Annotated in this window: 12 protein-coding genes, 1 pseudogene and 1 riboswitch; of the genes and pseudogenes, 10 read left to right on the plus strand and 3 right to left on the minus strand. The window is 67.5% G+C overall.

Going from position 1 to position 10,697, the window contains the following annotated elements; genetic code table 11:
- Positions 1-241: pseudogene (locus CG471_RS26920) on the plus strand (hypothetical protein); the annotation flags it as partial.
- Positions 242-271: 30 nt separating this feature from the next.
- On the opposite strand, the gene CG471_RS26925 reads toward CG471_RS26920, so the two are convergent.
- Both CG471_RS26925 and CG471_RS26930 read right to left on the minus strand, forming a co-directional pair.
- Positions 272-1,318, minus strand: coding sequence for a low specificity L-threonine aldolase (locus CG471_RS26925; protein ID WP_099234348.1), 1,047 nt, complete (start codon positions 1,316-1,318; stop codon positions 272-274).
- Positions 1,319-1,375: 57 nt separating this feature from the next.
- Positions 1,376-1,485: riboswitch (SAM-I-IV-variant riboswitch) on the minus strand.
- 35 nt (positions 1,486-1,520) lie between these two features.
- Positions 1,521-1,811, minus strand: a complete 291-nt coding sequence (locus tag CG471_RS26930) for a 4a-hydroxytetrahydrobiopterin dehydratase (protein ID WP_004207923.1) — start codon at positions 1,809-1,811, stop codon at positions 1,521-1,523.
- Between the two features lie 40 nt (positions 1,812-1,851).
- On the opposite strand from CG471_RS26930, the gene CG471_RS26935 reads away from it, so the two are divergent.
- The 7 genes from CG471_RS26935 to CG471_RS26965 all read left to right on the plus strand — a co-directional run bounded on the left by CG471_RS26935 (position 1,852) and on the right by CG471_RS26965 (position 8,101).
- On the plus strand, positions 1,852-2,259 hold the full coding sequence (locus tag CG471_RS26935) for a metallopeptidase family protein (RefSeq protein ID WP_099234354.1): 408 nt from the start codon (positions 1,852-1,854) through the stop codon (positions 2,257-2,259).
- The gene (gene ccmA / locus CG471_RS26940; RefSeq protein WP_099234349.1) at positions 2,256-2,873 is read left to right on the plus strand and encodes a heme ABC exporter ATP-binding protein CcmA; all 618 of its coding nucleotides are present in this window, start codon (positions 2,256-2,258) and stop codon (positions 2,871-2,873) included. The genes CG471_RS26935 and ccmA overlap by 4 nt, the downstream gene beginning before the upstream one ends.
- Entirely contained in the window at positions 2,864-3,511 is a 648-nt protein-coding gene (locus CG471_RS26945; protein ID WP_010336308.1) for a heme exporter protein CcmB, read from the plus strand. The genes ccmA and CG471_RS26945 overlap by 10 nt, the downstream gene beginning before the upstream one ends.
- A gap of 107 nt (positions 3,512-3,618) precedes the next feature.
- Positions 3,619-4,653 carry a patatin-like phospholipase family protein gene (locus CG471_RS26950; RefSeq protein ID WP_004207927.1) on the plus strand — a complete coding sequence of 345 codons (1,035 nt, stop codon included), beginning with the start codon at positions 3,619-3,621 and terminating at the stop codon, positions 4,651-4,653.
- Positions 4,646-6,106 carry a GntP family permease gene (locus tag CG471_RS26955; RefSeq protein WP_099234350.1) on the plus strand — a complete coding sequence of 487 codons (1,461 nt, stop codon included), beginning with the start codon at positions 4,646-4,648 and terminating at the stop codon, positions 6,104-6,106. Before CG471_RS26950 ends, CG471_RS26955 begins: the two co-directional genes overlap by 8 nt.
- A gap of 45 nt (positions 6,107-6,151) precedes the next feature.
- Positions 6,152-7,054, plus strand: a complete 903-nt coding sequence (locus CG471_RS26960) for a DMT family transporter (RefSeq protein ID WP_099234351.1) — start codon at positions 6,152-6,154, stop codon at positions 7,052-7,054.
- Positions 7,055-7,126: 72 nt separating this feature from the next.
- The gene (locus CG471_RS26965) at positions 7,127-8,101 is read left to right on the plus strand and encodes a cupin-like domain-containing protein (RefSeq protein WP_099234352.1); all 975 of its coding nucleotides are present in this window, start codon (positions 7,127-7,129) and stop codon (positions 8,099-8,101) included.
- Positions 8,102-8,107: 6 nt separating this feature from the next.
- Here the strand turns inward: CG471_RS26965 and CG471_RS26970 are convergent, their stop codons facing one another.
- Positions 8,108-8,386, minus strand: coding sequence for a chorismate mutase (locus CG471_RS26970; RefSeq protein WP_004207932.1), 279 nt, complete (start codon positions 8,384-8,386; stop codon positions 8,108-8,110).
- Between the two features lie 161 nt (positions 8,387-8,547).
- Between CG471_RS26970 and CG471_RS26975 the strand changes: the two genes are divergently transcribed.
- Complete coding sequence (locus CG471_RS26975; protein WP_004207933.1) at positions 8,548-9,573, plus strand: polyprenyl synthetase family protein; 1,026 nt, start codon at positions 8,548-8,550, stop codon at positions 9,571-9,573.
- A gap of 163 nt (positions 9,574-9,736) precedes the next feature.
- The gene (locus tag CG471_RS26980) at positions 9,737-10,516 is read left to right on the plus strand and encodes a TSUP family transporter (protein ID WP_099234353.1); all 780 of its coding nucleotides are present in this window, start codon (positions 9,737-9,739) and stop codon (positions 10,514-10,516) included.
- The last annotated feature ends 181 nt before the right edge of the window (positions 10,517-10,697 follow it).

Consider the following 10,697-nt stretch of genomic DNA (forward strand, 5'->3'; position numbering starts at 1 on the left):
GCCCGCCCCCTTCCCGCGCGAAGTCACCGCCTTCATGGTCGACCGCGACAGTTGCGACCATTTCCGCGGCGAGGAACCCTATGACGCGGAACGCCGCGCCTATATCGAGGAAAGCGTGGCGGAACTCTGCTCCGGCACCGACGCGAAGCTGGCCCTGCTGCGCAAGCGCTACGAGAAAATGCCGGACGTCATCAGCGCGCTGAGCAGCTATGACGCCCGGATCGAGGGCGAGGAACCCTGAGGCCGCCTCGCCCGCACTAGCGCCATCCGGTCAGGCGGCGACCGCCAGACAGGCTTCCCTGATGTCGCGGGCCAGTTCGTCGACCCGCTCCACCTGCGCATCCCAGGCGAACATGAATCGCGCGCCACCGCCGATGAAGGTGTAGAAACGCCAGCCACGCGCGCGCAAGGCGTCCAGCACCGGCGCGGGGGCGGACAGGAACAGCGCATTGGCCTCCACCGGGAAGATCGGGCTGACATCGGGCAGGTCGGCGATCGCCGCCGCCAGCCGGCGCGCGCAATCATTGCCATGGCGGGCGTTGCGCAGCCAGGCGCCGCTTTCCAGCAGGCCGATCCAGGGCGCCGACAGGAAGCGCATCTTCGACGCCAGCTGCCCCGCCTGCTTGCAGCGATAGTCGAAATCCTGCGCCAGCGCGCGATCGAAGAAGATCACCGCCTCGCCCACGGCCATGCCATTCTTGGTGCCGCCAAAGCAGAGCACGTCGACGCCCGCCTTCCAGCTGATCTCCGCCGGGTCGCAGCCCAGGCTGGCGCAGGCATGGGCGAAGCGGGCGCCGTCCATGTGCAGTTTCAGCCCCAGTTCGCGGCACACGGCGGAAATCGCGCACACTTCCTCGACCGTGTAGACAAGGCCGGTCTCGGTCGGCTGGGTGATGGTGACGACGCGCGGCTTGGGGAAATGGATGTCGGAGCGGCTGGTCGCCAGTTGCCGGATCGCGTCGGGCGTCAGCTTGCCATCGACCGAGGGCGCGGCAAGCAGCTTCGAACCGTTGGAGAAGAATTCGGGCGCGCCGCATTCGTCGGTCTCGACATGGGCGGCGGCCGAACAGATGACGCTATGATAGGATTGGCACAGCGCCGCGAGCGCCAGCGAATTGGCGGCGGTGCCGTTGAAGACGAAGAAGACCTCCGCATCGCCGCCGAACAGGGTGCGGAAATTGTCCGCCGCGCGCTGCGTCCATTCATCCTCGCCATAGGCCGTCGCCGATCCGCTGTTCGCCGCGAGCATCGCGTCGAGCGCCTCGGGGCAGGCCCCGGCATAATTGTCGCTGGCAAATTGCTGTGTGGAAATGGGCACGTCATGCTTCCGTCTGCTGGTGTGTGACCAAGCATCGGATCAACGTCGTCGTGGCTGCATGTCCCGTTGGATTGCCGGTCCGGCCACATCCCCCTCTTGGCGAGGGGCACCACCTTGCTCGGGGAGCAGGTTGGTGTCGGACGTTGGCCCGACTCTTGATGTTGCCGGGGCGATTATCGGCCGGACGATGCCGCGTCAAGCATCAGCGCAGCAGCGCCTCTATCCCCTTCGCCAGATCGATGTCCCGCTGCGACAGGCCGCCGGCATCATGGGTGGTGAGCGTGATTTCGACCCGGTTATAGACGTTCGACCATTCGGGATGATGGTCGGCCTTTTCCGCCAGCAGCGCGACCCGCGTCATGAAGCCGAAGGCGGCGACGAAGTCGGGAAAGGTGAAGCTGCGCGCAATCCCGTCCGGTTCGGCGACCGCCGTCCATTCGGGCAAATCCGCCAGCGCGATCGCCCGTTCCGTTTCGTTCAGTCTGGCAAGCATTTCTCTATCCTGCGTTATTTCTTTCGCCTATGTGACAGCCATGCCTGACACTGGTCAATCGTTCCGCTTCGCCCCTACCCCACAGGAAATCGAGACACTCGCGCTGGAGGCCCTGAACCGCCTGCCCGAGCCCTTCCGTTCCTATCTCTCCAACGTCGTGATGCTGGTGGAGGATTTCGCCGACGCCGATATCCTGAAGGAGATGGAGATTGACGATCCGTTCGGCCTGACCGGCCTCTATAGCGGCCGTCCCTTCGGGCAGGAGGCGCAGACCGGCGACCTGCCGCCGACCGTGCATCTTTTCCGCCGCCCGCTGCTCGACGAATGGGTCGAAACCGGCGTGCCGCTCGAAGCGCTCATCACCCATGTCGTGGTGCATGAGATCGGCCATCATTTCGGCCTGTCGGACATCGACATGCATGTGCTGGAGGATATGGTCGCCCCATGAGTGGCGCGGCGCTGCGCCTGTCGGGCCTGGCCTGTCTGCGCGGCGGACGCCTGCTCTTTGCCGCCGTCGACCTGGTGCTGGCGGCCGGCGGCAGCGCCTTGCTGCACGGCGCCAACGGCATCGGCAAGTCGAGCCTGCTGCGCCAGTGCGCCGGATTGCTGCCCATTCATGCCGGGACGATCGACCGCCAGGGCAGCGTCGCGCTGGCCGACGAGCGGCTAGCGCTCGACATGGAATTGCCGCTCCACCGCGCACTCGGCTTCTGGGCACGGCTCGACCGGGTGGATGCGGCCGCGCTCGACCGCGCGCTCCACGCCATGGCGCTCGCCCCCTTGCGCGACGTGCCGGTGCGCATGCTGTCCACCGGCCAGCGCAAGCGCGCCATGCTCGCCCGCGTGATCGCCAGCGGCGCGGATATCTGGCTGCTCGACGAACCGGCCAATGGCCTGGACGATGCGTCGGTCGCGCTGCTTGGCGCGGCGGTGGCGGACCATCTGGCGGCCGGCGGCATCGTCGTCGCCGCCTCGCACCAGCCTTTGCCGCTGACCGATCCGGTGCGGATCGCCATGGCCGCCCATGTGCCGGACCCGGCGCAGGAGGCGTCATGCGACTGATCGCCCTGCTCGTCGCCCGCGACCTGGGACAGGCCTGGCGCTCGGCCGGGCTGTGGCTGCCGGTCGCCTTCCTGCTGCTGGTCGCCAGCCTCTATCCCTTCGCGGTCGGCCCCGATGCCGCCCTGCTCGCCCGCACCGGTGGCGGCATGCTGTGGATCGCGGCGCTGCTCGCCAGCCTGCTGCCGGTCGACCGGCTGGTCGCGCCCGATCGCGACGCCGGCATCCTGGACCAGATCGCGCTGCGCGGCATCAGCGAGGAGATGGTGGTGATCGCCCGGCTGATCGCCCATTGGCTGGGTTTCGGTCCGCCGCTGATGATCGCCGCCCTGCCCGCCGCCGCGCTGCTGAAGCTGGACGGCGCCACGATCCTGACGCTGGAGGCCGGGCTGCTGATCGGTACGCCCGCGCTGGCCGCGCTTGGCCTGCTGGTGGCGACCCTGACCGCCGGGCTGCGCTCGTCGGGGGCTCTGGCGGGCCTGCTCGCCCTGCCGCTGGCGGTGCCGTTGCTGATCTTTGGCGCGGGCACGCTGGGCGACGGCAGCGGCGCCGCGTTCAAATTCCTGGGCGCCGCCTCCCTGCTGCTGGTCGCGATCACGCCGATCGCGGGCGGCGCGGCGATCCGCGCGGGTCGGGAATGAGGTTTGTGCAACGCGCAAGGCGTTGACATTGGCGGGCCGCAATGGTCCCATGCTGCATCGCAACAAGCTCCGACAGCGGGCCATGCCCGCCAAGCGCGAGGTGCCCGATGCCCGATCCGACTGCCGCACCGCAAAGCCGCCTGATCGACCTGGCCCTGCAGGGTGGCGGCGCCCATGGCGCCTTCACCTGGGGCGTGCTCGACCGCCTGCTGGAGGAACCCTGGTTGCGGATCGACGGCATATCGGGCACGTCGGCCGGGGCGATGAACGCGGCCGTGCTGGCCAGCGGCTATGCCCATGGCGGCGCGCCGGGTGCCCGCCGCGCCCTCACCCGATTCTGGAGCAAGGTGTCGGACGGGGCGATGTTCAGCCCGTTCCGCCGCAGCCCGCTCGACATAGCGCTCGGCCGCTGGACGCTCGATTATTCGCCGCTCTATGTCGGGATGGACCTGATGGCGCGGCTCTGCTCGCCCTATGATCTCAATCCGGGCGGGTTCAACCCGCTGACCGACATCCTCAACGAATGCGTCGATTTCGATCATCTCGCCGCCAGCCCGATCCGCCTGTTCATCACCGCGACCAGCGTGCGCACCGGCCAGGCCCGCGTGTTCCGCAATGCCGAGATCACCCCCGACGTGCTGCTCGCCTCCGCCTGCCTGCCCACCATGTTCCACGCGGTCGAGATCGATGGCGAGGCCTATTGGGACGGCGGCTATTCGGGCAATCCGACGCTGACGCCGCTGGTGCGTGACTGCGATTCGGACGACACCATCCTGATCCAGGTGAACCCGGTCGAGCGCGCCACCGACCTCTACGCCGCGCGCGACATTGCCAGCCGATTGAACGAAATTTCCTTCAACGCCGTGCTGTTGCAGGAAATCCGGATGATGGCGCTGCTGCGCCAGGTCGCCGACCCCGGCCATGGCGAGGGCGAGAAATGGGCGAAGATGCGCATCCACCGCATCGCCAGCGCCGACATGCTGCAATTCGGCCATTCATCCAAGCTGAACGCCGAATGGGCGTTCCTGTGGAAGCTCAAGAAGATCGGGCGCAAGGCGGCGGACGATTTCCTGAAGGATCATGGCCAGGCGATCGGCCGGGAATCGACGCTCGATATCGACGCGCTGCTTGCCCATGTCTGAGGCGCTCAGCTTCCTCGGCATCCTGGTCGCGCTCGGCGCGCTGATCGCCATGGCCTATCGCGGCTGGAGCGTGCTGTTCCTCGCCCCGACGCTGGCGATGATCGCCGCCAGCTTTTCGGGCTATCCGATGCTGGCGAGCTGGACCCAGATCTTCATGGTCGCCGCCGCCGGCTTCCTCGCCCAATTCTTCCCGCTGTTCCTGCTGGGCGCGATCTTCGCCAAGCTGATGAACGACAGCGGATCGGTGCGCACCATCGCCGATGCCATGATCGGCTGGCTGGGGTCCGGCCGCGCGATCATGGCGGTGGTGCTGGCCGGCGCGATCCTGACCTATGGCGGGGTCAGCCTGTTCGTTGCCTTCTTCGTGCTGGTGCCGATGGCGCAGGCGCTGTTCCGCGCCGGCAATATCCCCCGACGGCTGGTGCCGGCCACCATCATCCTGGGCACGTCGACCTTCACCATGACCGCCCTGCCCGGCACGCCGGCGATCCAGAATGTCATTCCCATGCCCTTCTTCGGCACCTCCATCTATGCCGCGCCGGGCCTGGGCCTGATCGCTGCGGTCATCATGCTGGCGGTGGGGCTGGGCTGGCTGCTGCGGGCGCAGGCAGCCGCCGCCGCCCGGCTGGAAGGCTATGACCCCAGCCTGTCCCCGGCCGTGCCGGTCGACAGCGCGCGGATGCGCGAGCATACGACGACGGCCTCCACCTTCGACCCCGCAGAGATGGACAAAGGGGCGCCGACCGACGACCGCCCCTCGCTCGCCATCGCCTTCCTGCCGATCGGGGTGATGATCGGCTGCAACCTCATCCTCTCGCTCTGGCTGTTCCCGACCTGGGACGCGCCCTTCCTGGCGGAGCCTTTATGGGGCAGCACCAGCCTGGGCGCGGTTGCGGGCATATGGTCGGTGACGGCGGCGCTGATGATCGCGACGCTCGCCATCATCCTGTGCAACCGGGGTCGCCTGACCAGCCTGCGCGACAGCATCGATTCGGGCGCCAACGCCGCCGTGCTGCCGATCATCAGCGTGGCGAGCCTGGTCGGCTTCGGTGCGGTGATCGCGGCGCTCCCTGCCTTCCACATGATCCGCGACTGGGTGCTGGGCATGGGCGGCGGGCCGCTGGTGTCACTGGCGGTGGCGACCAATCTGCTCGCCGCGCTCACCGGATCAGCCTCGGGCGGGCTCACCATCGCGCTGGAGGCGCTGGGGCCGACCTATATAGACATCGCCGCCCAGACCGGCACCGATCCCGCCATCATGCACCGGGTGGCGGTGATCGGATCGGGCACACTCGACATCTTGCCGCATAATGGCGCGATCGTCACCCTGCTGGCGCTGAGCGGCGTCACCCACCGCGAATCCTATCTGGATATCGCCATGGCCGGCATCGTCAGCTCGCTTGCGGCACTGGTCGCCGTGATCCTGATCGGGTCAACGATCGGCAGCTTCTGATCCCTTAACCCCTTGGCCGGGTCGACAGGCGCGCGCGCATCGGCCATGGGCTGCGCCATGTTCGGCATCATCGCATCCCTGTTGTTCGTCCTGATCTGGTCCACCGGCTTCATCGTCGCCCGCGCAATGGTGCCCCATGGCGCGCCCGAGCTGATCCTGGCCGCGCGCCTGTGCCTGACCGCTCTGCTGCTGGGCGCGCTGGCACTGCATGGCCGCCAGCCCTGGCCGCGCGGCCGGCAATTGGGGCTGCATCTGGCGGCAGGCGCAATGCTGCACGGCCTTTACCTGACGCTCAGCTGGTGGGCGGTCAGCCATGGCATGCCCGCCGGCATCATGTCGCTGCTGGGCGCGACCCAGCCGCTGATGGTTGCGGTCGCCAGCGTCGCGATCCTGGGCGAGCGCTTGCCCGCGCGCGCCTGGACCGGCCTTGCCATCGCCATCCTGGGCGTCGGCTGCGTGCTGATGCCGGCGATCGCCAAGTCGGGTGCGGGCGCGATCACCCTGATCCCCGCCGTTGCCGGCATCGTCGCGGTGCTGGCGATGACCGGCGGCACGCTGATCCAGCGCGGCACGATCGGCGGCGATCCGATCTGGGTGTCGGGCGCGGTGCAGAATGCCGGCGGCGCGCTGGTGGCGATCGCCGCTACCCTGATCGTGGGCGAATGGCGCTGGGACAATAGCCCGATGCTGTGGATCGGCCTCAGCTGGTCGGTGCTGGGCCTGTCGGCGGCCGGCCTGTCGCTGCTGGTGTGGCTGGTGCGCACCCAGGGACCGACGCGCATGTCGATGCTGCTGCTGCTGGTGCCGCCACTGGCCGCGGTGGAGGCCTGGCTGCTGTTCGGCGAGAAGCTCGGCCCGGTGCAGATCGCCGGCTTCGCGCTGGCGCTGGGCGGCGTGCTGCTGGGCCGGTCGCAGCCGAAACGGACCGAGGTGGTGGAGCCGGCCTGAACCGCCACCGCGCCGTCACAGGTTCGTCACATCCTGCAACATGGCGGTCATGATCGCGCGCTAGGGCGGGTCATGAGCAAATCCGGCCGCACCCCGCCGCTTCCCTCGATCCTGTCGCAGGCGGCGGACATGCAGATGCAGATGACCCTGCGCCAGGTCGGCTTTGGCGCGCCGTCCGCCAATGCCATGCCCCATGTGCCGCCCAAGCCTGCGCCAGCGCCCCGCGACGACAGCGCGCTCGCGCTCAAGCGGCGCGACTGGCTGCTGAACGTGATGGAACAGCAGCGCGCCCTGTCGCCCTATGCATCCGGCCTGCTGACCGCCGACGCGCTGTCGGGCGAGGATTTCCTGCATAATTTCTACGCCCCCGGCCGCCCGGTCCTGATCAAGGGGGCGATGGAGGGCTGGCCCGCCCGCGCAAAATGGACGCCGGACTATCTGGCCGATGCCGTTGGCGCGGCGGAAATCGAATATCAGGGCGGCCGGGCACAGGCCGCCGACTATGAGCTGGCCAAGGACCGGCACAAGCGCCGCGCGCCCTTCCGCCAGTTCATCGACCTGGTGCGCGACGGCGGCAATGATGCCTATCTGACCGCCTATAACAGCGCGGCTAATGGCCCGGCCCTCGCGCCGCTACAGGCCGACCTCAGCCATCCCGACGCCTATCTGGCGCCGACGCCGGGCATGCTCTGGATCGGCGGCGCGGGCGCCTTCACCCCGCTGCATTTCGACCTCACCAACAATCTGCTGGCGCAGGTGACGGGCACCAAGCATGTCATCCTGGTGCCGCCGTCGCAGACTCATCGGCTGGCGCATAACCGCCATGTCTTCAGCGATGTCGGCGACCTGACCGATCCGGCGCGGCTCGCCCGCTATCCGCGCGCACGCGACGTGTTGCGCTACGAAGTGCGCCTGACGCCGGGCGACCTGCTCTTCATCCCGATCGGCTGGTGGCATCAGGTCCGGTCGGAAAGCTTCTCGACCATGCTGACCTACACGCATTTCCACTGGCCCAACGCGGGTCATGAAAATTATCCGAAGGATTAAAGCCTCTTATCCTTCCCGCAGCCGCTCATGATGGCGGATCACCTCATCGATGATGAAGCGCAGGAACTTCTCGGTGAAGTCGGGGTCGAGATTGGCGTCGAGCGCGAGCTGGCGCAGGCGCGAAATCTGGCGTTCCTCCCGGCCCGGATCGGCCGGCGGCAGGTCGTGGGTCGCCTTATATTCGCCCACGGCCTGGGTGACCTTGAACCGCTCCGCCAGCATGAAGACGAGCGCCGCGTCGATATTGTCGATGCTCTCGCGATAGCGCTTCAAAGTCTCATCCACCTGACATTCTCCACAGCGGCATCGCGGCGGGAAAAGGCGTGGCTTTTCCGTTACTGCGATGCGTCAATCAATCGTCCGGCGCGCTTTTTGCGCCATTGCGCCGCGCAGGCAAGCTATTCCCGCTTGCCATCTGCTTTTTGCCCCGCCAGAGGACGCTTGTCATGACTGCATCCTCCCCCGGCAACGTCCACCCGATCGGCCGCACCAGCGCCCCTTCGCTCGCTCCCATCATGGCGCTCGTCGCCGATGGCATGAACCAGGTGAACAGCGTGATCCTGGACCGGATGCAGTCGCGCATCCCGCTGATCCCGGAACTGGCCGGCCATCTGATCGCCGGCGGCGGCAAGCGGCTGCGGCCGATGCTGACGCTCGCTTGCGCCGACCTGGTCGGCTATGCCGGATCGCGCCATTACAAGCTGGCCGCATCGGTCGAGTTCATCCACACCGCCACGCTGCTGCATGACGATGTCGTCGACGGCTCTGGCCTGCGCCGCGGCCGCAAGACCGCCAACATCATCTGGGGCAACAGCGCCTCCGTGCTGGTCGGCGACTTCCTCTTCTCGCGCTCGTTCGAGCTGATGGTCGAGGCCGAGTCGCTCAAGGTGCTGAAGATCCTGTCGGGCGCATCGGCGATCATCGCCGAGGGCGAGGTCAACCAGCTGACCGCCCAGCGCAAGATCGACACCAGCGAAGAACAATATCTCGACATCATCGGCGCCAAGACCGCCGCTTTGTTCGCTGCCGCCTGCCGCATTTCCGCCGTGGTCGCCGACCGCAGCGAGGCGGAGGAACATGCGCTCGACGTCTATGGCCGCAATCTTGGCATCGCCTTCCAGCTGATCGACGACGCGATCGACTATGAATCGGACGGCGCCACCATGGGCAAGGATGCCGGCGACGATTTCCGCGACGGCAAGGTCACCCTGCCGGTGATCCTGGCCTATGCGCGCGGGTCGGACGAGGACAAGGCCTTCTGGAAGGCCGCGATCTCGGGCCATCGCATCAGCGACGAGGATCTGGCCCACGCCACGCAGCTGCTGCGCCAGACCGGCGCGATCGCCGACACGCTGGCCCGCGCCCGCCATTATGGCCAGCGCGCGATCGACGCGCTGGGCATGTTCGATGCCGGCAAGGCGAAAGCGGCCCTTACCGAAGCGGTCGAATTCGCGATAGCACGGGCCTATTGAAGCATTTTCGAAGCGGACCGCACGTCCGCTGACTCGGAAAATGCGGCAAACCATAAGTTGAGGAGACGGGCGGCCTCGCTCGTTCCTCCCATCATCGTCCCGGCCTGACCGCGAAGTCCTTTCGCATCCTTTGGGGCTGCGGAAATTTAGGGCTGTTGCGCGCGTGATCCTCTCCCCCGAAACCATCGCTTTCCTCATGGCCGCCGCCTTCATGGCTGGTTGCATCGACGCGATGGCGGGCGGCGGCGGCCTCATCGCCCTGCCCGCGCTGCTCGCCGCCGGCGTGCCGCCGGTGCCGGCGGTCGCCACCAACAAGCTGCAAAGCTGCCTTGGCACCTTCGGCGCCTGCGTCGCCTATGCCCGGCGCGGCCATATGGACCTCAAAACCTACAAGGGGCCGGTGATCGCCGCCTTCATCGGGTCGATCGGCGGCGCCTGGCTGCTGCAACGGGTCGACCCGTCGATCCTGGCCGGGCTGATGCCCGCGCTGCTGATCGCGATGGCGGCCTATTTCACCTTCTCGCCCAAGCTGAGCGATGCCGATCGCCATGCCCGCGTCGGCCTATCGGGCCTGTCCGGCATGATCGGCGTGGTCGGCTTTTATGACGGCTTTTTCGGGCCGGGTGCCGGCGCCTTCTACACCACCATCTTCATCGCGCTGGGCGGCCTGTCGCTGCTGCGCGCCACCGCCCAGACCAAGGCCGCCAATTTCGCCTCCAATGTCGCGGGATTGCTGACCATGGTGGCGGGCGGCCATGTCATCTGGATCGCGGGCCTCGCCATGGCGGTCGGATCAATCACCGGCGGCCAGATCGGATCGCACCTGGCCATGCGGTTCGGATCGAAGCTGATCAAGCCGCTGCTCATCATCATGTCGCTGGCACTGACCACCAAGATGCTGCTCGATCCCAAGAACCCGATCCACATCTATCTGTTCGGCTGAGCCGGTCGCCGCGCGACGCGACACCGAAGCGACGGCCGGTTTCGACCAGATGCGGACATTCCTCCCCGGCACGGGGAGTTCAATGGAGACACGGGTCTCCATTGAACAGACGCGAAGCGCTGACGGAGGGGCAGGTGCCTCTTGGCGCTGCGCTATCCGGCCTGTGCCCCTCCGTCAGCGC

This window comes from Sphingobium sp. IP1, assembly GCF_002708645.1.
Taxonomy (GTDB): domain Bacteria; phylum Pseudomonadota; class Alphaproteobacteria; order Sphingomonadales; family Sphingomonadaceae; genus Sphingobium; species Sphingobium yanoikuyae.

Coding starts and splice junctions, on each gene's coding strand:
- CG471_RS26930 (WP_004207923.1), bottom strand. CDS start 1,811: ATGCTTGCCAGACTGAACGAAACGGAACGGGCGATCGCGCTGGCGGAT.
- CG471_RS26955 (WP_099234350.1), top strand. CDS start 4,646: ATGTCTGAGGCGCTCAGCTTCCTCGGCATCCTGGTCGCGCTCGGCGCG.
- CG471_RS26960 (WP_099234351.1), top strand. CDS start 6,152: ATGGGCTGCGCCATGTTCGGCATCATCGCATCCCTGTTGTTCGTCCTG.
- CG471_RS26935 (WP_099234354.1), top strand. CDS start 1,852: ATGCCTGACACTGGTCAATCGTTCCGCTTCGCCCCTACCCCACAGGAA.
- CG471_RS26945 (WP_010336308.1), top strand. CDS start 2,864: ATGCGACTGATCGCCCTGCTCGTCGCCCGCGACCTGGGACAGGCCTGG.
- CG471_RS26975 (WP_004207933.1), top strand. CDS start 8,548: ATGACTGCATCCTCCCCCGGCAACGTCCACCCGATCGGCCGCACCAGC.
- CG471_RS26950 (WP_004207927.1), top strand. CDS start 3,619: ATGCCCGATCCGACTGCCGCACCGCAAAGCCGCCTGATCGACCTGGCC.
- CG471_RS26965 (WP_099234352.1), top strand. CDS start 7,127: ATGAGCAAATCCGGCCGCACCCCGCCGCTTCCCTCGATCCTGTCGCAG.
- ccmA (WP_099234349.1), top strand. CDS start 2,256: ATGAGTGGCGCGGCGCTGCGCCTGTCGGGCCTGGCCTGTCTGCGCGGC.